This window comes from Rhodococcus sp. 320_ES (assembly GCF_059691855.1).
The window spans coordinates 1,056,762-1,083,679 of record NZ_JCAWAG010000001.1 but is presented as its reverse complement, the minus strand read 5'-3'; the positions used below and the strand labels follow the sequence as shown (position 1 = coordinate 1,083,679).

The window sequence follows — 26,918 nt, the reverse complement described above, 5'->3', positions numbered from 1 at the left end:
GAAAGCAAATCCTCCGATGGGGTCGGGAGCGGACGGTTCAGCCTATGCGGACAGGGTCGATCTGCACGCGCAGCGCTGCGGTGGACTTCTTGGCACCGAGGAGCGCACGCGCTTCGGCGAGCGCGCGTGCCAGGGCCCCACCCGACATCCGCGGAACCCGCACCAGCATGCGTTCCACGGGTCCGGTGTCCGCGCCGGGCATGGACTCCCCGTCCGGCAGGTCCACCGGGCCCAGCACCTCCGCCGAGTCCGGCAGGTCGGCTTGCTCGAGCAGCTGCGCGAGCGCCTCGGACGACCCGTCGATCGCGGCCAGATGCACGGCCGGGGGAAGCAGCACTTCGGCGCGTTCGGCAAGTTCGGCCTGCGCGCGGCCCACCGGGTCCCACCGAACCAAACCCTGCACCGTGGGAAGCGACGAATCGGCCACCACCACCACTTCGCCGCCGTCGGCGTGTGATGTGACCAGAGTCGCGGCGTTCATCCACCGGCGCAACGTCTCCTCCGTTGCTCGCAGGTCGGCTCGTCCGAGCAGTGCCCATCCGTCGAGCAGCAGCGCGGCCCCGTACCCACCGGGCATCACCGGTTCCGCGCCGACGGTGGCGACGACGAGGGCAGGCCCCGCGGGCACCTCGTCGAGGACCGACGCACCGCCGGACATGCGGACGGTGACGCCGGCGAACGCCCGCCCGAGTTCTTCGGCCGTTCTGCCCGCTCCGACCACGACGGCGCGCAGTGCGCGCGAGCCGCACGTGGGGCAGCGGAACATCGAGTCCGCGATGCCGCACCACTTGCAGGTCGGAGTTCCCGAACCTTCCGGTCCCACCGCGGACGGCAGCGCGAGGGGCCCGTGGCACCGTCGGCATCGTGCGGGCGTGCGGCACTTGCCGCACGCCAGGGAGGGAACGTACCCGCCGCGCGGAACCTGCACGAGGACACCGCGTCCCGCGGCGAGAGCAGACCTCGCGGCCGCGAACGCGATGCCGGGCAGCCGGGCCGCGCGGGCTCCGGGGTCGCGCGCGAGCGCGTGGTCGCTGTCGGCCAGTGCCGTGATCTTCGGCGCGTGGCGGCGAACGGTGTCCCGCGTCGCCACGAGGTCGTGAGCCCAGCCGGTGTCGGCCAGTGCCTGCGCTTCGGCGGTGCGGGCGAACGCACCGACCACCGCGGCGCATCCGGTGCCGTGGGCTCGCAGCAGCGCCACTTCACGTGCATGCGGATAGGGCGCGCGCGGTTCGGAATGACTGTCGTCGCCGTCGTCCCAGATTGCGACGAGGCCGAGGTCGGCGAGCGGTGCGAAGACGGCACTGCGCGTGCCGACGACGATGCGCGCAGTCCCGCGCAGTACGGCGAGCCACCGACGGTATCGCGCCGCCGGTCCCAGTCCCGCCGCGAGCGCTACCACGGACTCGGCGCCCGCCAACTCCACACAGTGCGCCGCGACGCGGTCGAGATCGCGCTGGTCCGGCACGACGATCAGCGACGTCCTCCCGGTGGCCGCCGTGACGGCCGCGAGTTCGGCGAGCCGCCGAGCCCAGTCCTCACCGGGGTGGGCCTGCCACACCGCGCGGGGCCCGCGACCGTCGCGCACCGCGGCGACGAACTCGGCGCCGTGGTCGTAGTCGCTCCACGCGTCCGCGTCGATCACCGGATCGGTGACGACGGGCGGCTGGGCGGGGGTCTCCGCCTCCACGCGCGCGTGGCGCGGCGGGATGGCGAGTCGAAGAACATCCGAGCGGGTCCCGGCGTAGCGGGCCGCGACCACGCCTACCAGGGCCGCGATGTCCGGGGTCAAGACTCGCTCGGGCGAGACGACCTTCTCGACCTTGCCGAGTTTGCCGGGGTGATCGCTCGCCGCGATCCGGTCGAGGACGAACCCGTCGACCAGGCGGCCGGCGAAGCGCACCCGCACGCGAACCCCCGGCTGTGCCTGCTCGTCGAGTTCGGCCGGAACCAGATAGTCGAACTCGCGATCCAGATGCGCCAGGGAGAGCATGGGCAACACCCTGGCGATCGGCAGTGCCGACCCGTCTGTCTCGGGCAAGCGGCTCTAGGCGCCCACGGCCGCGCGCAATTTGTCTGCGCGGTCTGTGTTCTCCCACGGAAGGTCGATGTCGGTGCGGCCGAAGTGGCCGTACGCGGCGGTCGGCGCGTAGATCGGACGAAGTAGGTCCAGGTCGCGAATGATCGCGCCCGGTCGCAGGTCGAACACTTCGGTGATGGCCTTCTGGATCCGCGCCGGATCGGCCGTCTCGGTACCGAAGGTCTCGACGAACAGCCCGACGGGAGCCGCCTTGCCGATGGCGTAGGCAACCTGCACCTCGACGCGTTCCGCGAGGTCGGCAGCCACGACGTTCTTGGCAACCCAGCGCATGGCGTACGCGGCACTGCGGTCGACCTTCGACGGGTCCTTGCCCGAGAAGGCTCCGCCGCCGTGCCGAGCCCAGCCGCCGTAGGTGTCGACGATGATCTTGCGTCCGGTCAGTCCCGCGTCGCCCATCGGACCACCGAGAACGAACTTGCCCGTCGGGTTCACCAGAAGGCGCACATCGGAGGTGTCGAGCGAGTCGTGGCCGAGCTCGGCGAGTACGGCGTCGACGACGTGCTGACGGATGTCGGGGGTGAGCATCTTCTCGAGATCGATGTCCGCGGCGTGCTGCGTGGACACCACGACCGTGTCGAGGCGCACCGCCTTGTTGCCCTCGTATTCGATGGTGACCTGGGTCTTGCCGTCGGGCCGCAGGTACGGAAGCACCTCGGTCTTGCGCACCTCGGTCAGACGACGGGCGAGCCGGTGTGCCAACGCGATCGGAAGCGGCATCAGCTCGGGCGTGTCCTTGATGGCGTAACCGAACATCAGTCCCTGGTCGCCGGCGCCCTGACGATCGATCTCGTCGTCGGTGAGACCCTCGACCCGCGACTCGTAGGCGTTGTCGACGCCCTGCGCGATCTCGGGCGACTGTGCGCCGATGGCCACGTTGACGCCGCACGAGTTGCCGTCGAAGCCCTTGGCCGACGAGTCGTACCCTATCTCGAGCACCTTCTCGCGCACGATGTGCGGGATGTCGGCGTACGCGGTGGTGTTGACCTCACCGGCGACGTGAACCTGGCCGGTGGTCACCAGCGTCTCCACGGCGACACGCGCCCGCGGGTCCTCGGTGAGCAGGGCGTCCAGGATGGAGTCACTGATCGCGTCACAGATCTTGTCCGGGTGACCCTCGGTCACGGACTCGCTGGTGAATAGTCGACTGCCGGCCTTGCTCAACGGAACTCCCTATCGCTGCTGATGGCTGGAACTGGTCTGGCTGATACTGATCTGGAACGTGTGCGGCACAAACCCTCGAGAAACCCTAGACGTGACCACTGACAGTCGACAGACCCGGGATCACGCTGCACATATCTCTGCTACCCCGTCCGGGATTCGAGCAACCCACCCACGGCGTCGAGAACCCGCGAGGACAGCAGGGCCTTCGACCCGTGTTCGAGTGCGGACTCCGACCCGTCGGCGGAGAGCATCCACCCGTCGTTGTCCTCCATCTCGAACGCTTTGCCCTCGCCGACGGCGTTCACCACGAGCAGGTCGCATCCCTTGCGCGCGAGCTTGGCCCGCGCGTGCGTCAGGACGTCGCCGTGCTGATCGCCGGTCTCGGCGGCGAAACCGACGATGACGAGTTCGGCGGGCAACGTTCCGTCGGCGCGCGAGGTGACCAGTCCGGCGAGGATGTCGTCGTTGCGCGTCAGCGGGATGGTGTCGGGCTCGTCCGCACCCTTCTTGATCTTGCTGGCCGCCACGGTGCTCGGACGGAAGTCCGCGACCGCGGCTGCCATGATCACGGCGTCGGCGCCGGCTGCACAGCTGTCGACCGCGGCACGCATGTCCGCTGCGGTACGCACGTGCACGACGTCGACGGCTGCGGGCGGCTCGAGGTCCGCGGTGAAGCCGGACACCAGAGTGACGTCCGCTCCGCGCTGCGCGGCGACGCGGGCGAGCGCGTAACCCTGCTTGCCGGAGCTCCGGTTGCCGAGGAACCGGACGGGGTCGAGGGGTTCACGTGTGCCGCCGGCCGACACCACGATCTTGCGGCCGACGAGGTCGCGAGTCAGTGCGTCGCGCCGCTCGACGATCAATCGCGCGATCGCGACGATCTCGTCGGTGTCGGGCAGCCGGCCCGCGCCGGTGTCGCTGCCGGTCAAGCGACCGGAGGCAGGCTCGATGACGACAGCGCCGCGGCTGCGCAGCGTCTCGACGTTCGCGGCCGTGGCGGGGTGCTCCCACATCTCGGTGTGCATGGCGGGCGCGAAGACCACCGGGCACCGTGCGGTGAGCAAGGTCGCCGTCAACAGGTCGTCGGCACGGCCCGTCGCCGCGCGAGAAAGCAGGTCGGCCGTCGCGGGCGCGATCACCACAAGGTCGGCCTCCTGCCCGAGACGGACGTGAGGCACCTCGGGCACGTCGGCGAAAACGCCGGTGTGCACCGGGTTGCCCGACAGGGCCTCGAACGTGGCGCGACCGACGAAGTTCAGTGCCGACTCGGTCGGGATGACCCGGACGCTGTCACCGGCTTCGCTGAACGCGCGGATCAGAGAGCACGCCTTGTAGGCCGCGATGCCTCCCCCGACACCGACGACGACGTGACGCCTACCGGCGTTCACGGAGTGAGAGCTCACTCGCCTTCGACGTGCTCGAGAAGATCGGCGTGGATCTCGCGCAGCGCGATGGACAGCGGCTTCTCCTGCAGACCCGGCTCGACGAGCGGGCCGACGTACTCGAGGATGCCGTCACCGAGCTGGTTGTAGTAGTCGTTGATCTGGCGTGCGCGCTTGGCCGCGTAGATCACCAAGGCGTACTTCGACGACGTGCGATCGAGGAGCTCGTCGATCGGCGGATTGGTGATACCGAGCGGGGTGTCGTACGCCGGCACCTCGGAACGGGACACCGAATCGGACACGTTCGCTACGGGACTGCTCACTGAATATGCTCCTAAAACCTCGTCAAAATCATGCGTCTAGCTGGGCCGGAGCATCGAAACGAGCGCACTCAGCGCGCCTGCGATCGACCACCGACCAACAAGGATACCAACTCGTCGCTCGCACTCTCGACATCGTGGTTCACGATGGTGGTGTCGAACTCCGTCTGCGCGGCCAGTTCGACCTGCGCGGTCGCCAGTCGACGCTCGATCACGTCGGCCGGTTCCGTGCCCCTGCCGGTAAGCCGTGAGACCAGCGTCTCCCAGTCCGGCGGAGCGAGAAAAACCAGCAGAGCGTCGGGCGCCACCTGACGTACGGAACGGGCTCCGGCCAGGTCCACCTCCAGCAGCACCGGATCGCCCGCGTCCAGTGCGGCTCGGACGGGCGCCGCCGGTGTGCCGCTGCGCTGGAGCCCGCCGTGAATTTCGGCCCATTCGAGCAGTTCACCGTCGGCGATCATGCGGTCGAACTCGTCGTTGCTCACGAACCAGTAGTCGCGCCCGTCGACTTCGCCGGGGCGCGGTGCCCGCGTGGTGGCGGACACACTGAAGTGCAGATCGGGAAGTCGACGGCGTATCTGCTCGACGACGCTGGACTTACCGACGGCGGACGGACCGGCCAGAACGACAAGTCGACCCTTCTCTTTCCCGCTGTCGGTCACCTCGCCGTTGGTCACGTCAGGGTCAGGCTTCGAAGTCGAACCTGGCGAGCAGCGCCTTGCGCTGACGGTCGCCGAGGCCGCGCAAACGACGGGTCGGCGCGATCTCGAGCTCGGTCATGATCTCCTGAGCCTTGACCTTGCCTACCTTCGGCAGCGCTTCGAGCAGCGCGGACACCTTCATCTTGCCGAGGATCTCGTCGTCCTCCGCGTCCTTCAGAACCTGCTTCAGGTCCGTCCCGCCTCGCTTGAGGCGGTCCTTGAGCTCGGCCCTGGCACGACGCGCAGCAGCCGCCTTCTGCAGAGCAGCAGCGCGCTGCTCGTCGGTCAGTACGGGAAGGGCCACGGGTTCCTCCATGTCTTTGGTTCTGTCTTCTCGAGCGATTGCGACCGTACCGATTCCTACGTGCCCTGGCGAACTCGACCCCGCCGAGTTTCGGGCCTCTCGGGTCGGCTAGAGCAGCGCATCTTCGACGTCGTCGCGCACGCGCCGAGCAGCGTCTCGCAGATCCGCGGGCACCGGCCCGCGACGAAGGATGTCACGAGAAGAGCTGGGCAGCAACAGTTCTCGTGAGTCTGGAAAGATCTCTCGCAGATCGGCCGCGGTGGCTCCCTGCGCGCCCAGCCCGGGCGCCAGGATCGGACCGCCGAACGACGTCAGGTCGAGTCCGTGCCCTCGGGTCGCACCGACGACCAGTCCGACGGTCTCGTCGCCGACTGTGCCGTTCCATCCGACGGCCTCGTCGACGACGTGCTGTGCCACCGACACCCCGCTCGAATCGGCGGCCGTCTGTATGGGCGCGCCCTCCGCATTCGACGTTCGAGCGAGGACGAAGACGCCGCACTCCCGGGCCGCCGCCAGCTCGATCGCCGGGGCCAGCGCGCCCACACCGAGGTACGGCGACAGCGTCACTGCGTCCGAGCTCAGCGGGGACTTCGACGAGAGCCACGCGGAGGCGTACGCGTCGAGGGTGGTGCCGATGTCGCCCCTCTTCGCATCCGAGAGAACCAGAGTTCCCGCCGCACGCAGATCGCGAACGACCGACTCCAGCACTGCCATCCCGGCGGAGCCGAACCGCTCGAAGAACGCGACCTGAGGCTTGACCACACCCACCTCGCCGGCGAACGCCTCGACACACGCGTCGGAGAACGACCGGAGGCCGTCCACGGTGTCGCCGCACCCCCACGAGTCGAGCAGACCGGGGTGTGGGTCGATCCCGACGCACAGGCGGCCGTGTTCGGCGATCGCCGAACGCAGACGCTGCACCCAGGTCATACGGCCGGGGTGGAGATCGAACTGTGCAGGTCCTGCAACGAGCGCACGCCGATGTTGCCGCGCATCGACGCTTCGATTCCCTGCACCGCCGCCGCGGCGCCCTGCACCGTGGTGATGCAGGGGATGTTGCGGGCCACCGCGGCACTGCGGATCTCGTAGCCGTCGACTCGGGGGCCGGAGTTGCCGAACGGTGTGTTGAACACCATGTCCACCTCGCCGGCCCGAATCAGGTCGACGATGGTCCGCTCGCCCTCGTCGATCGAATCCGAGTGCTTGTGCACCACTTCGCTGGCAATGCCGTTGCGTCGCAGCATTTCTGCCGTGCCGATGGTGGCCAGGATGCGGAAACCGAGGTCGGCCAGGCGCTTGACCGGGAACACCATCGAACGCTTGTCGCGGTTGGCGATGGAGACGAAGATCGATCCGGTCGTGGGGAGCGACCCGTATGCGGCGGTCTGCGACTTGGCGAAGGCCGTGCCGAAGTCGGCGTCGATGCCCATCACCTCGCCGGTGGACTTCATCTCCGGCGACAGCAGAGAGTCGATGCCGCTTCCGTCCGAGCGGCGGAACCGGTTGAAGGGCAGCACTGCCTCCTTGACCGCCACCGGTGCGTCGAACAGGGCATGTCCGCCGTCGCCCTCGGCCGGCAGCACACCCGACGCCCGCAGGTCCGCGATGGTCTCGCCCAGCATGATGCGCGCCGCCGCCTTGGCGAGCGGAACTGCAGTCGCCTTGGAGACGAACGGAACCGTGCGCGACGCGCGCGGGTTGGCTTCGAGCACATACAGCACGTCGTCCTTCAGGGCGTACTGCACGTTGAGCAGTCCTCGCACCCCGATTCCGTGCGCCAGCGCCTCGGTGGAGCGACGGACCGCGTCGATATCGGTGCGGCCCAACGTGATCGGGGGCAGTGCGCACGCCGAGTCGCCGGAGTGGATGCCCGCCTCCTCGATGTGCTCCATCACGCCGCCGATGTAGACGTCGGTGCCGTCGCAGAGCGCGTCGACGTCGATCTCGATCGCGTCCTCGAGGAATCTGTCGACGAGCACGGGGTGCTCCGGGGTCAGTTCGGTGGCGCGCGAAATGTAGTCGTCGAGCGACGCCTCGTCGTAGACGATTTCCATTCCGCGTCCGCCCAGCACGTACGACGGCCGCACCAGCACCGGATAGCCGATCTCGGCGGCGATGCGCTTGGCGCCGTCGAAGGTGATCGCGGTGCCGAACTTGGCGGCGGGCAGCCCGGCGGCGGCGAGCACCTCACCGAACTCGGCGCGGTCCTCCGCCAGGTCGATCGCTTCCGGAGAGGTGCCGACGATGGGCACCCCGGCTTCGGCGAGGCGCTGCGCGAGGCCGAGAGGCGTCTGACCACCCAGTTGGACGATGACGCCGACGACGCCGGGTCCGCCCTGACCGGATTCCGCTTCGGCCATGTAGACCTCGAGGACATCCTCGAAGGTCAGCGGCTCGAAGTACAGCCGGTCGGCCGTGTCGTAGTCGGTCGACACCGTTTCCGGGTTGCAGTTGACCATGACGGTCTCGTAGCCGGCCTGTGACAGCGTCGTTGCGGCGTGCACGCACGAGTAGTCGAACTCGATGCCCTGACCGATGCGGTTGGGGCCCGATCCCAGGATCAGCACCTTGCCGCGCTCGGTCTGCGGGGCCACTTCGGACTCGGCCGACGGGTCGAGTTCGTACGTCGAGTAGTGGTACGGAGTCTTGGCCTCGAACTCTGCGGCGCAGGTGTCGACCGTCTTGTAGACCGGCCGCACGCCGAGTCGGTGCCGCAGCGAGCGCACTCCGTCCTCCCCGGCGAGCTCGGGCCGCAACGCGGCGATCTGACGATCCGACAGCCCGGCGTTCTTCGCGCGTCGGAGCAGTGCCTCGTCGACGACGGGCGATTCGATCAGTTCCTGGCGCAATTCGACGAGGCCGAGCACGACGTCGACGAACCACGGGTCGATGCCGGACGCCGCGGCGACCTGCTCGACCGTGCCGCCGAGCCGCAACGCGAGTTCGACGTCGTAGATCCGGCCCTCGGTGGGCACCTTCAGGTCGGCGAGCACTGCGTCCAGGTCGGTCGCCCGCTCCCCCGCCAACGCGGTGTCGGACAGTGTCCAGAAGCCGGCGCCCTTGGTTTCGAGCGACCGCAGTACCTTGCCCAGCGCCTCGGAGAAGTTGCGGCCCAACGACATTGCTTCGCCGACGGACTTCATCGTGGTGGTGAGGGTGCCGTCGGCGCCGGGGAACTTCTCGAACGCGAAGCGGGGCGCCTTGACCACCACGTAGTCCAGCGTCGGCTCGAAGCAGGCCGGGGTCGCACCGGTGATGTCGTTGACGATCTCGTCGAGCGAGTAGCCGACGGCCAGCTTCGCGGCAATCTTCGCGATGGGGAATCCCGTCGCCTTGGAGGCCAGTGCGCTCGAGCGCGACACACGCGGGTTCATCTCGATGACGATCAGGCGACCGTCCTCCGGGTTGATCGCGAACTGGATGTTGCAGCCGCCCGTGTCCACGCCGACCTCGCGCAGGATCGCGATGCCGAGGTCGCGCATCGTCTGGTACTCGCGGTCGGTCAGCGTCATCGCGGGTGCGACGGTCATCGAGTCGCCGGTGTGCACGCCCATCGGATCGACGTTCTCGATGGAACAGACGATGACGACGTTGTCGCGGTTGTCGCGCATCAACTCGAGTTCGTACTCCTTCCATCCGTAGATGGACTCCTCGATGAGTACGTTCGCGGACGGCGACGCCGCGAGACCGCCGCCGGCCAGACGCTCGAGGTCCTCCGTGGTGTACGCCATTCCCGAGCCGAGACCGCCCATGGTGAAGCTGGGCCGGATGACGACGGGCAGGCCGAGCTCGGCGACGGTGTCGTGGACCTCGTCCATCGTGTAGCAGACCCGTGACCGCGCGCTCTCGCCGCCGACCTTGGCGACGATGTCCTTGAACTTCTGCCGGTCCTCGCCGCGCTGGATGGCCTCGAAGTCGGCGCCGATCAGCTCGACACCGTACTTCTCGAGGATCCCCTGCTCGTGCAGTGCGACGGCACAGTTCAGTGCCGTCTGCCCACCGAGGGTCGCCAGGACGGCGTCGATGGGATGACCCTCCTCGGCTTCCTTGCGGATGACCTTCTCGACGAACTCGGCGTTGATCGGCTCGACGTAGGTGGCGTCGGCGAACTCGGGGTCCGTCATGATCGTGGCCGGATTGGAGTTGACGAGACTGACCCGCAACCCCTCCGCGCGCAGGACGCGGCACGCCTGGGTGCCCGAGTAGTCGAACTCGCAGGCCTGACCGATCACGATCGGCCCGGAGCCGATCACGAGGATGTGCTGGAGGTCTGTGCGCCGTGGCATTACTGCGCGCCTTTCGTGCTGTCGAGGAGACCGAAGAAGCGGTCGAAGAGGTACTCCGCATCGTGCGGACCGGCTGCGGCCTCCGGGTGGTACTGCACCGAGAAGGCCGAATCGTTCAGCAGACGAACACCTTCGACGGTGCCGTCGTTCGCGCAGACGTGGCTGACCATCGCCCGGCCGAACGGCGTGTCGAACTCCTCACCCGCCTCGCCTTCCAGCGCGAACCCGTGGTTCTGCGACGTGATGGCGACGCGACCGGTGCTGTGCTCGATCACCGGAATGTTCATGCCGCGGTGCCCGAACTTCATCTTGTACGTTCCCAATCCCAGCGCGCGGCCGAGGATTTGGTTGCCGAAGCAGATTCCGAACAGCGGGAGACCGTCGCCGAGAACCTCCTCGGTGAGCCGCACGACCGGGTCGGCCGTGGCCGGGTCACCCGGGCCGTTGGAGAGGAAGACACCGTCGGGCTTCAACTCGCGGACCTGATCGATCGTCGTCGCCGCGGGCACGACGTGGACGCGAATGCCGCGCTGCGCGAACATCCGCGGGGTGTTCGTCTTGATGCCGAGGTCGAGAGCAACGACGGTGAACCGAGGGTCACCGACCGGCTCGACGACGTATCCGGATCCGGTGGTGGACACCTCTCCCGCCAGATCGGCGCCCAGCATGCTGGGCTGGGACCGCACCCGGTCGATCAACGTGTCGTCGTCCGCAAGCTCCGCACCCGAGAAGATTCCGGCGGCCATGGACCCGCGGGTGCGCAAATGGCGCACCACCGCGCGGGTGTCGATACCGGCGATACCCACCACGCCCTGCCGAACGAGCTCGGCGTCGAGCGTGCCGCTCGCCCGCCAGTTGGAGCTGCGACGGCTCGGGTTTCGAACTGCGTATCCGGCGACCCAGATCTTCGAATCCTCCTGCGAGCCATCCGGTCCCACGGATTCGTTGTCCTCGCCGTTCCACCCCGTGTTGCCGATCTGCGGTGCGGTGGCGACGACGATCTGACGGTGGTAGCTCGGGTCGGTGAGCGTCTCCTGGTATCCGGTCATCCCGGTGCAGAACACTGCTTCGCCGAGCGTCGATCCTTCGGCGCCGAATTGCGTCCCGCGAAACACCCGCCCATCCTCGAGCACCAATACGGCGGCCTGCCCGCTCAACCCCGACCGGCCTCCGGCCTGCCCGCTGCTCACGCTGTCTCCTTCTTGTCGTCTGTCGTCTCGGGCGCAGGTGGGAATGCCTCCACCCACGTCGGATACACGTCCTTGTCGTCGGCGCGGAATCCCGTGTCGATCTCGGTTCCCGTCGGAAGCTCCCACCGGATGACCAGCAGTCCGTCCTTCGTCATCACCTTGCCGGCCAGTCCGCGCTCGGTGCGCACGGCGCGAATCGACCGCTGCGGCACCCAGATCGGCGATTCCCCGGTGCGGTCCAGCAGGATGCCGTTGCCGAATCGGGTGAGGGTGCCGGTTGCACGGTGACCGATGTCGCCCACCGCGATCCGGTCCTGCCAGCTCGGCGCGATCGTGCTGCCGACGTACAAACCGGTTGCCGGAGCGATCAATTCGTCGCCCACCTCACTGGGCACGGGCGGAAGATCGCCGACGGCCTCGACCTGACGCTTCTGCCGTCCGCGCCATCCCCACAGAATCAGCCCGATCAGGGCCGCCCAGAACACCAGGAATCCGATGACGAGCCACACTCTGTCCATGGTCAGACGACTCCTTCTTCGCGGCTGTGGGTGATGCGCCCGCGCAGGAACGTTGCGGTCACGCGCGCCGGCAGCGTCAGCGCATCGAACGGGGTGTTGCGCGACAGGCTGGCCAGGCGATCCCGCTCGACCGTCCACGACGCGGTCGGATCGACGAGAACGAGGCTTGCGGGTTCGCCGACCTCGATGGGGCGGCCCTGATCGTCGAGGCCGACGATCTCGGCCGGGCGCTCGCTCATCACGCGGGCAACACCGCGCCAGTCGAGCAGACCGGGCTCGACCATGGTCTTCACCACGATCGACAGCGCCGTCTCGAGCCCCAGCATTCCGGGCCGCGCGACGCTGAACTCACAGCACTTGTCCTGCTCGGCGTGTGGCGCGTGATCGGTTGCGACACAGTCGATCACACCGTCGGCAAGACCTGCGCGCAGCGCTTCGACGTCACTGACCTCGCGCAGCGGCGGGTTCACCTTGTTCACCGCGTCGTACGTCTCGAGCCGGGAGTCGTCGAGCAGGAGATGGTGTGGTGTGACTTCGGCGGTGATCGAGATGTTCTGACCTTTGGCCCACGCGAGAAGTTGGACCGTGCCCTCGGTGGACGCGTGGCAGATGTGAACGCGCGCACCGGCGTCGCGGGCGAGCAGTGCATCGCGCGCGACGATCGATTCCTCCGCAGCGCGGGGCCACCCGGCCAGTCCGAGCCGCGCGGCGGTCGCCCCTTCGTGTGCGACGGCACCCTTGGTCAGGCGAGGCTCCTCGGCGTGCTGCGCGACGAGAACGCCCAGCCCCGCGGAGTATTCGAGTGCGCGACGCATGAGCAGCGGGTCGTCCACGCAGTGGCCGTCGTCGGAGAAGAGCCGAACGCCGCCGACTCCCGCCGCCATCGTGCCCATCTCGGCGAGTTGCTTGCCTTCGAGGCCCACGGTCACGGCCCCGACGGGGTGGACGTCGACCAGACCGACTTCCTGACCTCGGCGCCAGACGTGGTCGGTGACCACGACCGAGTCGGCGACGGGGTTGGTGTTGGCCATCGCGAAGATCGCGGTGTAGCCGCCGCGAGCGGCTGCGAGAGAACCGGTTTCGATGGTTTCGGTGTCTTCGCGGCCGGGCTCGCGGACGTGGGTGTGCATGTCCACGAATCCCGGCAACAGGATCTGGCCGCGGGCGTCGACGACCTCGTCGGCCTCGGTGTCGAGGTCGGTGCCGATGTCGAGGATGACGCCGTCGCCCAGCAGGACGTCGACCGGATCGCCCTCCCCGTACGGACGAACACCCTTCAGCAGAACGGTCATGATCGAGAACCCTCCTCGGATCCGATGAGAGCCCGGAACAACACGGCCATGCGGACGTGCACACCGTTGGTGACCTGTTGCAGCACAGCCGTTTCGGGTGCGTCCGCAACCGAGAACGCGATCTCCATTCCGCGCAGCATCGGTCCCGGATGGAGAACCACCGCGTGCTCGGGCAGCATCTCGAATCGCTTCTGCGACAGCCCGAAGTTCACCGAGTACTCGCGGGCCGAGGGGAAGAAACCGCCGTTCATGCGCTCGGCCTGCACACGCAGCATCATCACGGCGTCGAGAGCGGGCAGTTCCGCGTCGAACGAGTCGGCGACGGCGACCGGCCATGTCTCGACCCCGGCCGGAAGCAGCGTGCGCGGCGCCACGAGGACGACCTCGGCGCCGAGCGTCGCGAGCAGGAACGCGTTGGACCTGGCGACGCGGCTGTGCAGGATGTCGCCGACGATCGCGATGCGCCGGCCCTCGATGTCGCCGAGCCGCTGCCGCAACGTCAACGCGTCGAGAAGAGCCTGCGTCGGGTGCTCGTGCGTGCCGTCACCGGCGTTGATGACCGCCGGCCCCTTGCCCGTGCCGGGATCGGTTGTCCAGGCCGCGATCTGGTGCGCCGCACCGGACGCCGGGTGCCGTACCACCAGGGCGTCGGCCCCGGCGGCTCGCAGCGTCATGGCGGTGTCGCGCAACGATTCGCCTTTGGACGCGGACGACGTGCTGCCGCTGACGTTGATCACGTCGGCGCTCATCCACTTGCCGGCCACCTCGAACGACACCCGAGTGCGGGTGGAGTTCTCGTAGAACACGGTCATCACGGTCTTGCCGCGCAGCGTCGGAAGTTTGTGGACGTCTCGGCCGAGCAGTGCCTGCTCGAATCGCACGGCCTCGTCGAGAATGTCGACCGCTGCCTCACGGGTGAGCCCGGATGCGGTCAGCAGGTGGCGCGTCATGCCCCGGCCCCGCTGGAACCCTGTCCGCTGGTGAGTTCGACGCCGTCGCGGCCGTCGTGTTCGACGAGCAGCACGGCCACGTCCTCGTCGCGCGCGGTCGGGACGTTCTTGCCCACGTAGTCGGCGCGCAGCGGGAGCTCGCGGTGCCCGCGGTCCACCAGAACGGCGAGTTGAACCGCACGGGGACGACCGAGGTCACGTAGGGCGTCGAGTGCAGCGCGCACCGAACGGCCGGAGAAGAGAACGTCGTCCACCAGGACGACCAGAGCGCCGTCGACGCCGACGTCGGGAACCGAGGTCCGCTCGAGGGCGCGGTGCGGTTTGCTGCGGAGATCGTCGCGATAGAGCGTGATGTCCAGCGATCCGACGGGAGGGCGGAAGCCGGAGAATTCCTCGATGCGTTCGGCGAGGCGGGTGGCCAGCGTGGATCCGCGGGTGGGGATTCCGATGAGCATGACCGGCGGCGCGTCGGGCGCGTCCAGTGCGGTCTTCTCGATGATCTGATGCGCCATGCGGGCGATCGTGCGACCGACGTCGGCCGACGACAACAACTCGCGGGCGGACTCGGAAGAGGGCGGCGTCACACCATGACCTCCTTCTCCGCCTCACTGGACGGATCGTTAAAGGATGTCGAACGGAAGAACTATAGCAAGTGCGCTACTCGGCGTCGGGCGCACTCTCGCGCACCACGGGAGTAGCCGCCGCCGCCGCGCGTACCTGCGGCGCGACCAACACGATCTGCCCGAGAATGCCGTTGACGAACGACGGAGAATCGTCGGTGGACAGTTGCTTGGCCAACTCGACCGCCTCGTCCACCGCGACAACCGGCGGCACGTCCGTGGCGTGAAGAAGCTCCCACACCGCGACGCGCAGGATGGCTCGATCGACGGCGGGCAGCCGGTCCAGAGTCCAGTCGTGGAGGTGATCGCCGATCACACTGTCGACCCGGTCGAGGTTCTCGGCGACACCCGTCACCAGCGTGAGGGTGTACGCACTGACCGGAGCAACCTGATCGTCCGTGGCCGCCAACTCGCTGCGTTCGTCGGCGAGGGCGACGGGATCGAGGTCGCGCGCCTCGGCTTCGAACAGGAAGTCGACCGCTCGTTTACGGGCCTTGTGCCTGGCTCCGAGCTTCTTCGGGCTCTTCTGGGGACTGCTCACTCTAGGAGTTCACACGCCCGAGGTAGTTGCCGTCGCGCGAGTCGATCTTGAGCTTGTCACCGGTGTTGATGAAGAGCGGAACAGAGATCTCGGCGCCCGTCTCGAGGGTTGCCGGCTTGGTTCCACCGGTGGAACGGTCGCCCTGCAGACCGGGATCGGTGTGCTGCACCGTGAGCTCGACCGTCACCGGGAGCTCGACGTAGAGCGGAACACCCTCGTGCATCGCGACCTGCACCTGCAGGTTCTCGAGCAGGAAGCGGTGGCCGTCGCCGACGGTCGCTTCGTTGATCGACAGCTGGTCGAAGGTGTCGCCGTCCATGAAGACGTAGTCCGAACCGTCGTGGTAGAGGTAGGTCATGTCGCGGCGGTCGACGTTGGCCGTCTCGACCTTCACGCCGGCGTTGAACGTCTTGTCGACGACCTTGCCCGACAGGACGTTCTTGAGCTTGGTCCGCACGAACGCGGGGCCCTTGCCCGGCTTGACGTGCTGGAACTCGATGATCGACCACAGATTGTCGTCGATGTTCAGAACGAGCCCGTTCTTGAAATCACTGGTCGAAGCCACTTGCTTGAACTCTCCTCTTTCGTAATCAAACCGAACATGTGGGCGCCGACACACAGGTTGCGGACCAGTGGCTAGTCTATCGACCATGAACGCCTGGTTGGTACGTGGCCTCGGAATGGCCCTTGTTCACTTCGTCGCACGCACTCTGCTGGCCCTGGCCATCGCGGCGTGGCCGACCCAAGGCTCCATCCTCAGAATCGTCACGATGGTCGGCGTGATTCTCGCGGCCGTCGTGTGGGGCGGAATCGACGGCATCAACGATCGCCGCGCCAACCCCGATCCGGACAAGTCCGCCGATCTGACGATGCTGTGGCTCAAGGCGTCGGTTGTCGCCGGCCTGCTCTCGGGCGTGGTGACGTGGATCGTCTCCGCCGTCTCCCCGATCGCCATCACGTCCAACTCGTTCTTCTTCGAGATCACCTCGGGTGCAGCGTTCACCATCCTGCTGGTCTTCGTACCGGCGATCCTCGCGGTGGGCCTCGGCCGGCTGCTCGCCGGTCGCGACGCCAAGACGAACGACGACGATCCTCGCCCGAACAAGAAGGACCGGAAGAAGGCAGACAAGAACGCCGACGACCGCGAACTGGTCGGAGCCGGCGCGCAGTCGGAGTACAGCCGGCCCACCGGCCAGTCCTCCGATGCCGAGCAGTCCGAGGCCGACACCGAGCAGTTCGAACAGGTCAAGCTCCAGAAGGACGACGAGCGGTCGTCCACCTGGAAGGAACCGAAGAAGTAGGTTCGCCCGTCTACAGCAGGATCGGCCCGGCCGCCGTCGGCTCTTCCCGTGCGATGGCCGAGTAGGCCGCCGCCAGCAGGGACGGGTCCGGACCCTCCAGCCGGCCGGGCTTGGCCAGATCGTCGAGCACGACGAAGCGCAACATGCCGTTGCGGTTCTTCTTGTCGGTCTGCATCCCCTTCAGCAGATGGCCGAAGGCATCGGCGTCGTAGGACACGGGCAGGCCGACGCTGCTCAGAATGGTGCGATGCCGATCCGCCACCGCGTCGGACAACCGCCCGGCGAGTCGTCCGAGCTCGGCCGCGAACATCAGCCCGACGGAGACGGCGGCGCCGTGCCGCCACTTGTACTTCTCACGGCGCTCGATGGCGTGCCCCAGTGTGTGACCGTAGTTGAGGATCTCGCGCAGATCGGCCTCGCGCAGATCGGCGGCGACGACCTTGGCCTTCACCTCGATGGACCGCCTGATCAGTTCGGGCAGAACGGAACCGGTGGGGTCGAGGGCAGCTTCGGGGTCGGCTTCGATCAGGTCCAGGATGACCGGGTCGGCGATGAATCCGGTCTTGATGATCTCCGCCATTCCGGAGACGATTTCGTGGCGGGGCACCGTCTCGAGCGTCGCGAGGTCCACCAGCACCGCCGACGGCTCGTGGAAGGCGCCCACCAAGTTCTTGCCCGCCTCGGTGTTGATGCCGGTCTTACCGCCCACGGCGGCGTCGACCATGGCCAGCAGAGTGGTGGGCACGTGCACCACACGCACACCGCGCATCCAGGTTGCCGCGACGAAGCCCGCGAGGTCGGTGGCCGCTCCCCCGCCGAGGCCGACGACGGCGTCGCTGCGCGTCAAACCGATGCGCCCCAACACTTCCCAGCAGAAGCCCGCCACTGCGAGTTCCTTGCCGTCCTCGGCGTCGGGGATCTCGACGCGGTGCGCATCGATGCCCGTCTCGGCCAGGGCCGCGCGCACCGCCTCGGCCGTGTCGGCGAGCGGCGGCTGATGAAAGATCGCGACGGTGCGAGTGCCGGCGAGCGTCTCGACGAGGTCGGTGAGCAGGCCCCGACCGATGATCACGGGGTAGGGCTTGGCCGTGCGGACCTCGACGCGTACCGGTTCGGTCACTTGCTTCGCTCCTGATGTAGATCGGATGGTTTCGGAATGCCCTTGCGCCGCAGTGGTATCGGCGATGGACGAGGCGTTCGGGCCGGAGCGGGAACGGGCTCAGGCGGCTCGACGCCGAGCTTGGTGAGGATCTGCGCGACGACCCGCGCGGGGCTGCGGCCGTCCGTGCGAACACGAACGGTGGCCACGCCGCGGTAGAGCGGACGACGGCGACGCATCAGTTCGCGGTACTTCGCTCGGGGGTCGCCGCCGGCGAGCAGCGGCCGGCCGGTGTGCGTCCCGGTGCGCCGAAGGCCCTCTCCCACACTGATTTCGAGGTAGACCACCGTCTGACCGGCCAGCGCGGACCGCGTACGTTGCGAGAGGATCGCGCCGCCGCCGAGCGAGACGATCCCGGTTCGGGTGGCCAGCGCCTCGAGAACGATCTTCTCTTCGATCGCGCGAAAGGCGGGCTCGCCGTCGGTCGCGAAGATATCGGGAATCGTGCGCCCGGTCTCGCGCTCGATCGCAGCGTCGGTGTCGAACACCTCGGTGCCGAGCGCATTGGCCAGACGCCGCCCGATCGTCGACTTTCCGGCGCCGGGCGGACCGACGAGGACGGCGCGAGGTCTACTCATCGGACTGCGGCGTCATCGCGGAGGGCGGGCTGAGGCGCCCTTCACGTATCCGGTGATGTTTCCGACGGTTTCGGCGAGCGAATCGCCACCGAACTTCTCCAGGGCGGCCTGCGCCAGGACGAGGGCGACCATCGTTTCGGCGACGACACCGGCCGCGGGAACCGCGCACACGTCACTGCGCTGGTGGATGGCGACGGCTTCTTCGCCGGTGCTCATGTCGACCGTGGCCAACGCGCGAGGCACCGTCGAGATGGGCTTCATGGCGGCGCGCACCCGCAGCGGCGCACCGTTCGTCATTCCGCCTTCGATTCCGCCGGCACGATTGGTACTGCGCTCGACGCCGTCGGGACCGGGAGTCATCTCGTCGTGTGCCTGGCTGCCGCGCCGACGCGCCGTTTCGAAGCCGTCACCGACCTCGACACCCTTGATGGCCTGAATTCCCATGAGCGCGGCGGCGAGTCGCGAGTCGAGCTTGCGCTCGCCGCTGACGAACGAGCCCAGTCCGACGGGAAGTCCGTGCACCACGACTTCCACGATGCCGCCGAGGGTGTCGCCGTCCTTCTTGGCCGCCTCGATCTCCGCGATCATCGATGCCTCGGCCGCCGACCCGAAGGCGCGCACGGGGCTCTCGTCGATGGCGTCGGAGTCGGCCGGACCGGGCACTGGCCCGGTGTAGGGATCGGAGGCCCCGATGGAGATGACGTGCGAGACCACCTCGACGTCGAACGCCTGCTTCAGGAACGCTCGCGCAATGGTTCCTGCCGCCACGCGCGCCGCAGTTTCGCGCGCGCTGGCGCGCTCGAGGACGGGGCGGGCGTCGTCGAAGCCGTATTTGAGCATGCCGGAGTAGTCGGCGTGGCCGGGCCGAGGCCGTGTCAGCGGGGTATTGCGAGCGAGCTCCGCCAGCTTCGCCGGATCCACCGGCTCCGCGGACATCACTTCTTCCCACTTGGGCCACTCGGTGTTGGCGATCTCCACGGCGATCGGGCCGCCCATGGTGACGCCGTGGCGCACACCGCCGATGACCGTCACCTGGTCCTTCTCGAACTTCATGCGTGCTCCGCGGCCGTACCCGAGGCGACGACGTGCGAGCTGCGCCGCAATGTCGTCCTTCGTCACCTCGACACCGGCCACCATGCCCTCGACGATGGTGACCAGGGCAGGTCCGTGTGATTCTCCGGCAGTAGTCCAACGCAACACGGGTGTCATCTTTTCACGCTCCGAAGCTCACCCACGCCACCAGGGTCGCCGCGCACATCGACGGGCCGTGCGGCACGACGGTGCGGTGCAGGCCGGTGCGGGGCACACCCTTGTGCGGAAGGGCGAGCGCGAGTGCGAGCACCGCGGTTGCGAGCGGCGCGAGGAGCGCGGCCGCAACCCACGCGGCACCTCCGTTCGTCGCCGCCAGCGCGCCGAGCGGAACCGCGAGCTTGACGTCGCCGGCGCCGATTCCGCGGGTGGCGAGGTGCGACCCGGCGTAGAGCAGCCCCAGCAGCAAGCCGCCGAGCAGGGCAGCAACGACGCAGCCGTCCCACGCCGCGGCGACCACAACGGCCGCGGCTCCGGGAAGCGTCAGAACGTTCGGAAGGCGCCGGCACGAGAAGTCCACGACGGACAGACAAAGCGACCACAGAGCGACGGCCGCGAACGCCTCGCCCGATTCGAGTGTGGTCGCGGCGGCGAACAGAATTGCGCATGCGATCGCGCACGCTGTGCGCACGAACGTCTGCGGAGTGATCCAGTACGCGACCACCGAGGGCACGCACCAACCGGCGGCGAGACCGAGTACCCCGGCACACAGTGCGTCCATCGTGCGACTGTGACACGCCGCGCGCTCGTCACCGGGTCTCCGAGCGGCCTCCTGTGGATAACTTCTTACATCGAGTAGCGGCCTTCGGCCCACGCTCGATCGGCCGGCTCGCGAACGGCGTCGACGATCCGTCCGTCCTGGTAGTACGCGGTATGGAGGATCGATCCTTCGTCGACAGCCTCCTGCCAGGCCTGCGTGGGGCCTTCCCCGTACCAGAGCCACGGCATGATGTCGTCCATCACCACCACGGTGTCCGGTCGCGCAAGGGCACGCAGGTCGGCCAGGTCTGCGCGGGCGCCGTCGACGGAATGATCTCCGTCGACGAAGACGACGTCGAATCGCACCTCGGGATGTGCGGTCGCGAACGCAGTGACGGTCTCGTGAGAATTACCCGTGATCAGGGTGTGACGCCCGGGGAACGACTCGTCGACATGGGCTTTGGCGGCGGAGCTGTAGGCGTAGTCGGCAAGATCGAACGAGTGCACGGTCACGGTCGGTGATGCGCTGAGGAAGGCCCAACTCGAGAAGCCCGCGTTGAAGCCGACCTCGCAGATCGAGCGCGTACCCGGCCGGGCCGCGAGCGAAGCCAGGTACCTCAGCTCGGCCTCGTCCGCTCCACCCTCGAAGGGCTCTCCGGCGGTACGGGTCTCGCGCAACAAGGCCTCCAGATAAGGCAGCGGCACATCTCTCCAATCGGGTCGGGTCGAGCAGGTGACACAAGCAGGTGACACAAACGACTCCCCCGATTTCCCTGTCACGAAACACAACTCGCGCTACCATCGCTCGAACGGTCGAATCGGGGCCGCAGAACGCAGTTCAGCGACTGCGCACTCGGACCGATCACATCGTGCCTCGGCTGGTGCAAGGTCGCCGATCCAGGAGGCGCGCACCATGATTCTCAGTTCCCTTCGCGACGATCCCGCTGTCGGTGTCGCCGAGGAATTCACACTGCACATCGACGAACTCGGCGCAGGTCCCGTGGTCATTCGGATCGGTGGTGTGGTGGATCGTCGTACGACCGCCGTGCTGTGCCAGTGTGTCGACGAAGTACTCGTGTCCGGGCGGTCGCTCGTCTTCGACCTGCACGCCGTGGAAGGGATGCCGGACGTGCTGTCGCCGGTCGTCCACGCCACCGTCCTACGAGTGTCGAGGACCCGCGCCCGCGTGAGCGTTGCCTGCTCCGATGCTGTCGCCGTGCGGCTCCAGCAGCAGGTACCGGGTCTACAGTGCTATTCGAGCATGGCCGAGGCGGTCGCCGCCGTGAGCAGCGAGATCGTTCCGGAGACGACGGTGGCTCCGACTGCTCCCATCAGCCACCCGAGTGCAGTGTGGATCGACACCACCGAGGCACTTCAGGGCCGCTACCTCTGAGCGGTCGACTCCGATCAGAGGGTGAGCCGGGTGAGCGCATCTGCCATGGCCTGCCGGGGTGCCGGCAGGCCCGTGAACTGTTCGACCTGCCCGTACGCCTGATTGAGCAGCATCGACAGACCGCCGATCACCACTCCCCCGGCCCGTGACACGGCAGCGGCGACTGGAGTGGGCCACGGGTCGTAGATGGCGTCGAAGAACACCGGTGTGGGGGCCAGCGCGTCCGCAAGCGGTGCGGCGGCGTCGGCGGGAACGGTGGAAACTACTGCGGCACAACCGGACACGACCTCGGAGATGGCCTGCGCGTCGAAACCGGTCCACGTGACGTTCAGCCCGACGGCCTGCCCGCACGTGATCGCTCCCTGCGCCCGATCGACGTTGCGTGCCACGACCGACACCGATCGCGCGCCCAGCGACGCCAGTGCCACCAGCGACGGCCGCGCGGTACCGCCGGCGCCCACCAGCACCACCGATTCTCCGTCGAGGCGGGAGATTCCGGCGTCGGCGAAGGCCCCGGTCACCCCGTCGACGTCGGTGCAGTCTGCGCGCCACCCGTCCCCGGTCCGCACCAACGTGTTGGCCGATCCGACCACCTCGGCGCGCGGAGTGCGCTCGGTTGCGAAAGTCAGGGCCGCAATCTTGTTGGGCATCGTCACCGACAGTCCCACCCACTCGGGTCCGAGACCGTCGACCAAGGCCGGAAGCTGATCACCCGTGCACTCGATCCGTTCGTACGTCCACCCGGTCAACCCGAGGGCCTCATAAGCGGCCGTGTGCAGAGCAGGCGACTTCGAATGGGCGATCGGTGACCCCAGCACCGCCGCCTTTCTGGCGCCGGTCACCGGCCGCTGGCCAGGAAGCCCGGCTCGACCTTCTGAATATTGGCCAGGTGCTGCTCGTAGTTGTCGGTGAACAGCGTGTCGCCGGCCGCGTTGATCGTGACGAAGTACAGCCAATTACCCGGCTCGGGGTTCTCCGCCGCCTGGACCGCCCCGACGCTCGGTGAGCAGATCGGCGTGGCCGGCAATCCCGTCATGGCGTAGGTGTTCCAGGGCGTGACGGTGGCTCGATCGACGTCTGTCGTGGCCACCTCGGTGGTGTCGAGTGCGTAGTTCACGGTGGAATCGAACTCGAGTTTCTGGCCGATGGCCAAACGGTTGAGGATCACCCGTGCGACCTTGGCGAAGTCGTTGGGCAGAGCCTCCCGCTCGATCAGCGACGACGCGACCAGGGTTTGGTACGGGTCCAACCCGGACTGGGCTCCGGCGTTCAGCAACCCCGTGTTCTCGTAGATCGCGGCGCTCTCGCTCACCAACTGCTTCAGGATGTCCGCGGCCGACGCACTGGGGTCGAAGTTGAAGCTCCCGGCGGCGATCAGGCCCTCGAGCTGCCTGTCTCGGTCCGGCACCCGCGCCACCGCGTCCGTCGCCCACTCCGGCACGCCGAGCGCGGCCGGATCGCCCGCGCCGGCGGTGTTGAGGTCGTCGTAGCTGACGCACGGAACACCCTGTCCGACAGCGCAACTGGACTCCGAAATCAGGGTGTAGATACCCTTCTTGACCGCTCCGGTGTTCACGTCGGCGGAGTCGTGCAACTGCCGACCCTCGGCGATCACGATCTGACCGACACGCGAATCGGGGCTCACCAGCGTCGCCACCGCGTCGGTGGCCTTCATCTGTGACTTCATGCGGTAGAAACCGGGCTGGACCGAACTCATCGCCGGATTCTGTACGGCGGCGTTGTAGAACGCCGCGCCGCTGGCGGTGACGTCATTGTCGACCATCTCCGTGGCGATCTGATCGGCCGTGTCACCGCTGCGAACCTCGATGACCACCGCGTTGCCGCCGGGGCCGGCGTAGTCCGCAGGTGCATCCTCGCCGCCGAACAATTTCATTCCTCCGTAGGCTCCGCCCGCGATCACGACGACGAGGACGAACACGCCGAACAGGATGCCCAGCGCCCGCCCGCGCCGCTTACGGCCGGCGGCACCCTCCTCGCGCCTGCGGCTCGCCCGTGACTGGCCGACCCGATCGGGCTGCGCGCGAGTCACGTCGATCTCGTCGGTGGGGAACTCGTCCTCGTGGTAACCACGGCGTCGGTCGTTCACCGATCGAGCTCCGAACGTTGCTGCTCACCTTCGGGCACCGTTGCCCCTCCCTGAAGTACCGACCGGCGTTCGTCGAGCCACCCCTGCAAGATCGCGACTGCCGCCATCTGATCGATCATCGACCGCTGATTCTTGGCACGGACCCCGCTTTCGCGCAACCCGCGTGCTGCCGTAACGGTAGTCAACCGCTCGTCCGCCATTCGAACCGGTACTGACGGGATCGACCGCGCGAGTACTCGGGCAAAGCGGACAGCGAGCTTGGCTGCCTTGCCCTGCTCGCCGCGGAGCGTGCGCGGCAACCCGACTACGATCTCGACCGCCTCGTACTCGTCGGCCAGCGCGACGATGCGCTGCACGTCCGACGCCTGGGGATGCGTCTTGTCCGCGCGGGCCACCGTTTCGACAGGTGTGGCGAGAACTCCGTCGGGATCACTGGAGGCCACCCCGATGCGGACGCTGCCCACGTCGATCCCGAGGCGACGACCCCGGCCGGGATCGTCGACGCCGGGGCGGTCCGGGGTGTTCGCGCTCGGAGTCGGAACCGTCACCGTCAGGATCCGGCGATCTCCGCGACCCGCGCACGCAGTGCGTCGATCGCGGCCGGAATGCCGGCGGCGTCGGAGCCCGCGCCCTGCGCAGTGTCCGCCTTGCCGCCGCCGCGTCCGCCGATCTTCGGTCCGAAGGCCGCGACGAGCTCGCCTGCCTTGACCCCGGCCTCCTGAGCGGCCTTCGTCGCGGACACGACGAACGGGACCTTGCCGTCCGCGTCGCCGAACAGGGCCACGACGGCTGCCTGCGACCCGAATCGGCCGCGCACGTCCGCCACCAGGGTGCGTAGGTCGCCGGCGCCGACACCGGCCGGTGCGGGTTCGGCCACCAGAAGCACGCTTCCGATGCGCTGGGCCTTGTCCACGAAGGACGACGCGGACGAGAGCACGGCAGCCGCGCGTGCCGCCTCGAGCTCTTTCTCGGCGACCTTGAGCCGCTCCACGAGGTTCTCCACGCGCGCCGGGACCTCGTTGCTGGGCACCTTGAGCGACGACGCGATTCCGGCGAGCAGCGCGCGTTCCTTCGCCAGGTACTTGTACGAGTCGAGGCCGACGAACGCCTCCACCCGGCGCACGCCGGACCCGACCGAGGACTCCCCGAGGATGGTGACCGGCCCGATCTGCGACGAGTGCTCGACGTGGGTGCCGCCGCACAGCTCCATGGAGAAGGGGCCACCGATCTCCACGACGCGCACCTCGTCGCCGTAGTTCTCGCCGAACAGCGCCTGCGCGCCCATCGCCTTGGCCTTGTCGAGCTCGGTCACGAACGTGTTGACCTCGAAGTCCGCGGCCACCGCGTCGTTGGTGACGGCCTCGATGTCGGTGCGCTGCGACTCGCTGAGCCCGCCCTGGTAGGTGAAGTCGAAGCGAAGGTAGCCGGGCTTGTTCAGCGACCCGGCCTGCACCGCGTTCGGGCCGAGAATCTGCCGCAGCGCCCCGCCCACCATGTGCGTGCCGGAGTGCCCTTGGGTCGCGCCGCGTCGCCACGCCGGATCGACCTGCGCGAGAACGACATCACCCTGGGTCAGCTGACCTTCGGTGATGGTGGACTTGTGCACCCACAGGGTCTTGGCGATCTTCTGGACGTCGTTGACCGTCACCCGCAGCCCGGGCGCGGTCAGGACGCCGATGTCGGCCAGCTGGCCGCCCGCTTCGGCGTAGAGGGGGCTGCGGTCGAGCACGATCTCCACGTCCTGCCCGGCGGTTGCGGTCGGGATGCGGACCCCGCCCGCGATGAGCGCGAGAACCGTTGCGTCCGAATTCAGTTCGTCGAAACCGGTGAACTCGGTGGGCCCCCGGTCGACCAGATCGCGGTAGACGGTCAGGTCGGTGTGCGCGTGCTTGCGCGCCTGAGCGTCGGCCTTGGCTCGCTGGCGCTGTTCGGTCATCAGCGACCGGAAGCCGTCCTCGTCGACCGTGAGACCGGCCTCCGAGGCCATCTCCAGGGTGAGATCGATGGGGAAACCGTAGGTGTCGTGGAGCACGAACGCCTCGTTGCCGGCGATGACTGCGCCGCCCGATGACTTGACCGCATCGGCGGCCTGCTCGAACAGGCGAGATCCGGAGGTCAGCGTCGCGAGGAACGCCGTCTCCTCGGCCACGGCGACGGAGTGGATACGGTCGAATTCGCTGACCAGCTCGGGGTACGACTCGGCCATCGTGTCCCGGACCACGGTGACGAACGCAGACATGGACGGGTCCGTCGCGCCGAGGAGGCGCGCGCTGCGCACGATCCGTCGGAGCAACCGGCGCAGCACGTAGCCGCGGCCGTCGTTGCCGGGCGTCACGCCGTCTCCGATGAGCATGACGGCGGTGCGTGCGTGATCGGCGATGACGCGGAACCGGACGTCGGCCTCGTGGTCGGCACCGTAGCGACGGCCGGAGAGTTCCTCCGCCTTGGAGATCACCGGGCGCACGAGATCGGTCTCGTAGACGTTGTCCACATCCTGGAGCAGGAAGGCAACGCGCTCGACGCCCATTCCGGTGTCGATGTTCTTCTTCGGCAACGGGCCCAGGATCTCGAAATCGTCCTTCGAGGTGCCCTGGCCGCGCTCGTTCTGCATGAAGACGAGATTCCAGATCTCGATGTAGCGATCTTCGTCGGCCTCGGGGCCGCCGTCCACGCCGTACTCGGGCCCGCGGTCGTAGTAGATCTCCGAGCACGGCCCACACGGGCCCGGAATGCCCATCGACCAGTAGTTGTCGGCCATGCCGCGCCGCTGAATTCGCTCGTCGGGCAGTCCGGCGATCTCCTTCCACAGCGCGATCGCCTCGTCGTCGTCGAGATAGGCGGTGGCCCAGATCCGTTCCGGATCGAACCCGTACCCACCGTCGGCGACGCTCGACGTCAACAGCGACCACGCGAACGTGATGGCCTCGCGCTTGAAGTAGTCGCCGAACGAGAAGTTTCCGGCCATCTGGAAGAACGTGTTGTGCCGTGTGGTGATGCCGACGTTCTCGATGTCTCCGGTACGCACACACTTCTGGACGCTGGTCGCCCGCGAGAACGACGGCGTCTGCTGACCCAGGAAATACGGAACGAACTGGACCATTCCGGCATTGATGAACAGGAGATTGGGGTCATCGAGGATCAACGAGGCGCTGGACACCGGAGTGTGCCCCGCCTTCTCGAAGTGGTCCAGGAAACGCCGTCGAATCTCGTGAGTTTGCACCCGTACAGG

General features: G+C 68.0%; 26 protein-coding genes. 2 read left to right on the top strand and 24 right to left on the bottom strand.

From position 1 onward, the window contains the following. Window positions 1-37: 37 nt before the first annotated feature. The 15 genes from AC59JP_RS05415 to efp all read right to left on the bottom strand — a co-directional run bounded on the left by AC59JP_RS05415 (window position 38) and on the right by efp (window position 15,928). On the bottom strand, window positions 38-1,990 hold the full coding sequence (locus tag AC59JP_RS05415) for a primosomal protein N' (protein WP_497324584.1): 1,953 nt from the start codon (window positions 1,988-1,990) through the stop codon (window positions 38-40). Between the two features lie 54 nt (window positions 1,991-2,044). Beyond that, window positions 2,045-3,259 carry a methionine adenosyltransferase gene (gene metK / locus AC59JP_RS05410; protein WP_497324583.1) on the bottom strand — a complete coding sequence of 405 codons (1,215 nt, stop codon included), beginning with the start codon at window positions 3,257-3,259 and terminating at the stop codon, window positions 2,045-2,047. A gap of 140 nt (window positions 3,260-3,399) precedes the next feature. Continuing rightward, on the bottom strand, window positions 3,400-4,662 hold the full coding sequence (gene coaBC, locus AC59JP_RS05405; RefSeq protein ID WP_497324582.1) for a bifunctional phosphopantothenoylcysteine decarboxylase/phosphopantothenate--cysteine ligase CoaBC: 1,263 nt from the start codon (window positions 4,660-4,662) through the stop codon (window positions 3,400-3,402). Then, complete coding sequence (rpoZ, locus tag AC59JP_RS05400; RefSeq protein WP_497324581.1) at window positions 4,659-4,964, bottom strand: DNA-directed RNA polymerase subunit omega; 306 nt, start codon at window positions 4,962-4,964, stop codon at window positions 4,659-4,661. The genes coaBC and rpoZ overlap by 4 nt, the downstream gene beginning before the upstream one ends. Window positions 4,965-5,032: 68 nt before the next feature. Beyond that, a complete protein-coding gene (gmk, locus tag AC59JP_RS05395; RefSeq protein ID WP_497324580.1) occupies window positions 5,033-5,638 on the bottom strand; it encodes a guanylate kinase in 606 nt (201 codons plus the stop codon). A gap of 7 nt (window positions 5,639-5,645) precedes the next feature. Beyond that, window positions 5,646-5,966 (bottom strand): integration host factor, actinobacterial type, encoded by a 321-nt coding sequence (gene mihF / locus AC59JP_RS05390; protein WP_188545011.1) that lies wholly within the window; start codon window positions 5,964-5,966, stop codon window positions 5,646-5,648. A gap of 108 nt (window positions 5,967-6,074) precedes the next feature. Further along, window positions 6,075-6,896: an orotidine-5'-phosphate decarboxylase gene (pyrF, locus tag AC59JP_RS05385; RefSeq protein ID WP_497324579.1), complete on the bottom strand. Its 822-nt coding sequence runs from the start codon at window positions 6,894-6,896 to the stop codon at window positions 6,075-6,077. Continuing rightward, a complete protein-coding gene (gene carB, locus AC59JP_RS05380; protein WP_497324578.1) occupies window positions 6,893-10,252 on the bottom strand; it encodes a carbamoyl-phosphate synthase large subunit in 3,360 nt (1,119 codons plus the stop codon). The genes pyrF and carB overlap by 4 nt, the downstream gene beginning before the upstream one ends. Beyond that, complete coding sequence (gene carA, locus AC59JP_RS05375) at window positions 10,252-11,442, bottom strand: glutamine-hydrolyzing carbamoyl-phosphate synthase small subunit (protein ID WP_497324577.1); 1,191 nt, start codon at window positions 11,440-11,442, stop codon at window positions 10,252-10,254. The genes carB and carA overlap by 1 nt, the downstream gene beginning before the upstream one ends. Beyond that, on the bottom strand, window positions 11,439-11,960 hold the full coding sequence (locus AC59JP_RS05370; protein ID WP_497324576.1) for a PH-like domain-containing protein: 522 nt from the start codon (window positions 11,958-11,960) through the stop codon (window positions 11,439-11,441). The genes carA and AC59JP_RS05370 overlap by 4 nt, the downstream gene beginning before the upstream one ends. Before the next feature lie 2 nt (window positions 11,961-11,962). Beyond that, window positions 11,963-13,252, bottom strand: coding sequence for a dihydroorotase (locus AC59JP_RS05365; protein WP_497324575.1), 1,290 nt, complete (start codon window positions 13,250-13,252; stop codon window positions 11,963-11,965). Continuing rightward, window positions 13,249-14,202 carry an aspartate carbamoyltransferase catalytic subunit gene (locus AC59JP_RS05360; RefSeq protein ID WP_497324574.1) on the bottom strand — a complete coding sequence of 318 codons (954 nt, stop codon included), beginning with the start codon at window positions 14,200-14,202 and terminating at the stop codon, window positions 13,249-13,251. The genes AC59JP_RS05365 and AC59JP_RS05360 overlap by 4 nt, the downstream gene beginning before the upstream one ends. Further along, window positions 14,199-14,786 (bottom strand): bifunctional pyr operon transcriptional regulator/uracil phosphoribosyltransferase PyrR, encoded by a 588-nt coding sequence (pyrR, locus tag AC59JP_RS05355; RefSeq protein WP_497324573.1) that lies wholly within the window; start codon window positions 14,784-14,786, stop codon window positions 14,199-14,201. The genes AC59JP_RS05360 and pyrR overlap by 4 nt, the downstream gene beginning before the upstream one ends. A 73-nt stretch (window positions 14,787-14,859) precedes the next feature. Next, the gene (gene nusB, locus AC59JP_RS05350) at window positions 14,860-15,363 is read right to left on the bottom strand and encodes a transcription antitermination factor NusB (RefSeq protein ID WP_497324572.1); all 504 of its coding nucleotides are present in this window, start codon (window positions 15,361-15,363) and stop codon (window positions 14,860-14,862) included. Window position 15,364: 1 nt separating this feature from the next. Further along, window positions 15,365-15,928 (bottom strand): elongation factor P, encoded by a 564-nt coding sequence (gene efp, locus AC59JP_RS05345; RefSeq protein ID WP_497324571.1) that lies wholly within the window; start codon window positions 15,926-15,928, stop codon window positions 15,365-15,367. A gap of 85 nt (window positions 15,929-16,013) precedes the next feature. Here efp and AC59JP_RS05340 point away from each other — a divergent pair, with 85 nt between their 5' ends. Then, window positions 16,014-16,664 (top strand): B-4DMT family transporter, encoded by a 651-nt coding sequence (locus tag AC59JP_RS05340; protein WP_497324570.1) that lies wholly within the window; start codon window positions 16,014-16,016, stop codon window positions 16,662-16,664. Between the two features lie 10 nt (window positions 16,665-16,674). On the opposite strand, the gene aroB is transcribed toward AC59JP_RS05340, so the two are convergent. The 5 genes from aroB to AC59JP_RS05315 form a co-directional block, all read right to left on the bottom strand. After that, window positions 16,675-17,784, bottom strand: coding sequence for a 3-dehydroquinate synthase (gene aroB, locus AC59JP_RS05335; protein WP_497324569.1), 1,110 nt, complete (start codon window positions 17,782-17,784; stop codon window positions 16,675-16,677). Further along, entirely contained in the window at window positions 17,781-18,401 is a 621-nt protein-coding gene (locus AC59JP_RS05330) for a shikimate kinase (RefSeq protein ID WP_497324568.1), read from the bottom strand. The genes aroB and AC59JP_RS05330 overlap by 4 nt, the downstream gene beginning before the upstream one ends. A gap of 12 nt (window positions 18,402-18,413) precedes the next feature. Beyond that, on the bottom strand, window positions 18,414-19,601 hold the full coding sequence (gene aroC / locus AC59JP_RS05325; protein ID WP_497324886.1) for a chorismate synthase: 1,188 nt from the start codon (window positions 19,599-19,601) through the stop codon (window positions 18,414-18,416). A gap of 13 nt (window positions 19,602-19,614) precedes the next feature. Beyond that, window positions 19,615-20,211, bottom strand: coding sequence for a prepilin peptidase (locus AC59JP_RS05320; protein ID WP_497324567.1), 597 nt, complete (start codon window positions 20,209-20,211; stop codon window positions 19,615-19,617). A gap of 65 nt (window positions 20,212-20,276) precedes the next feature. Further along, complete coding sequence (locus AC59JP_RS05315; RefSeq protein WP_497324566.1) at window positions 20,277-20,894, bottom strand: class I SAM-dependent methyltransferase; 618 nt, start codon at window positions 20,892-20,894, stop codon at window positions 20,277-20,279. A 208-nt stretch (window positions 20,895-21,102) separates the two neighbouring features. Here AC59JP_RS05315 and AC59JP_RS05310 point away from each other — a divergent pair, with 208 nt between their 5' ends. Then, window positions 21,103-21,582, top strand: coding sequence for a hypothetical protein (locus AC59JP_RS05310; RefSeq protein WP_497324565.1), 480 nt, complete (start codon window positions 21,103-21,105; stop codon window positions 21,580-21,582). Window positions 21,583-21,596: 14 nt separating this feature from the next. On the opposite strand, the gene AC59JP_RS05305 is transcribed toward AC59JP_RS05310, so the two are convergent. From AC59JP_RS05305 to alaS, 4 genes are read right to left on the bottom strand one after another with little or no spacing between them, the layout of a single operon-like run. Beyond that, the gene (locus AC59JP_RS05305) at window positions 21,597-22,424 is read right to left on the bottom strand and encodes a shikimate dehydrogenase (protein WP_497324564.1); all 828 of its coding nucleotides are present in this window, start codon (window positions 22,422-22,424) and stop codon (window positions 21,597-21,599) included. Continuing rightward, a complete protein-coding gene (locus tag AC59JP_RS05300; protein ID WP_497324563.1) occupies window positions 22,421-23,689 on the bottom strand; it encodes an endolytic transglycosylase MltG in 1,269 nt (422 codons plus the stop codon). The genes AC59JP_RS05305 and AC59JP_RS05300 overlap by 4 nt, the downstream gene beginning before the upstream one ends. Next, window positions 23,686-24,237 carry a Holliday junction resolvase RuvX gene (gene ruvX / locus AC59JP_RS05295; protein ID WP_497324562.1) on the bottom strand — a complete coding sequence of 184 codons (552 nt, stop codon included), beginning with the start codon at window positions 24,235-24,237 and terminating at the stop codon, window positions 23,686-23,688. Before ruvX ends, AC59JP_RS05300 begins: the two co-directional genes overlap by 4 nt. A 2-nt stretch (window positions 24,238-24,239) precedes the next feature. Next, window positions 24,240-26,909, bottom strand: a complete 2,670-nt coding sequence (gene alaS / locus AC59JP_RS05290; RefSeq protein WP_497324561.1) for an alanine--tRNA ligase — start codon at window positions 26,907-26,909, stop codon at window positions 24,240-24,242. Between the last annotated feature and the right edge of the window lie 9 nt (window positions 26,910-26,918).

Excerpts from the sequence above, each read along its gene's own strand:
- AC59JP_RS05360 (WP_497324574.1), bottom strand. The coding sequence starts at position 14,202 with ATGACGCGCCACCTGCTGACCGCATCCGGGCTCACCCGTGAGGCAGCG.
- AC59JP_RS05415 (WP_497324584.1), bottom strand. The coding sequence starts at position 1,990 with ATGCTCTCCCTGGCGCATCTGGATCGCGAGTTCGACTATCTGGTTCCG.
- pyrF (WP_497324579.1), bottom strand. The coding sequence starts at position 6,896 with ATGACCTGGGTGCAGCGTCTGCGTTCGGCGATCGCCGAACACGGCCGC.
- AC59JP_RS05310 (WP_497324565.1), top strand. The coding sequence starts at position 21,103 with ATGATTCTCAGTTCCCTTCGCGACGATCCCGCTGTCGGTGTCGCCGAG.
- AC59JP_RS05370 (WP_497324576.1), bottom strand. The coding sequence starts at position 11,960 with ATGGACAGAGTGTGGCTCGTCATCGGATTCCTGGTGTTCTGGGCGGCC.
- AC59JP_RS05330 (WP_497324568.1), bottom strand. The coding sequence starts at position 18,401 with ATGAGTAGACCTCGCGCCGTCCTCGTCGGTCCGCCCGGCGCCGGAAAG.
- AC59JP_RS05340 (WP_497324570.1), top strand. The coding sequence starts at position 16,014 with ATGAACGCCTGGTTGGTACGTGGCCTCGGAATGGCCCTTGTTCACTTC.
- AC59JP_RS05365 (WP_497324575.1), bottom strand. The coding sequence starts at position 13,252 with ATGACCGTTCTGCTGAAGGGTGTTCGTCCGTACGGGGAGGGCGATCCG.
- AC59JP_RS05320 (WP_497324567.1), bottom strand. The coding sequence starts at position 20,211 with ATGGACGCACTGTGTGCCGGGGTACTCGGTCTCGCCGCCGGTTGGTGC.
- carB (WP_497324578.1), bottom strand. The coding sequence starts at position 10,252 with ATGCCACGGCGCACAGACCTCCAGCACATCCTCGTGATCGGCTCCGGG.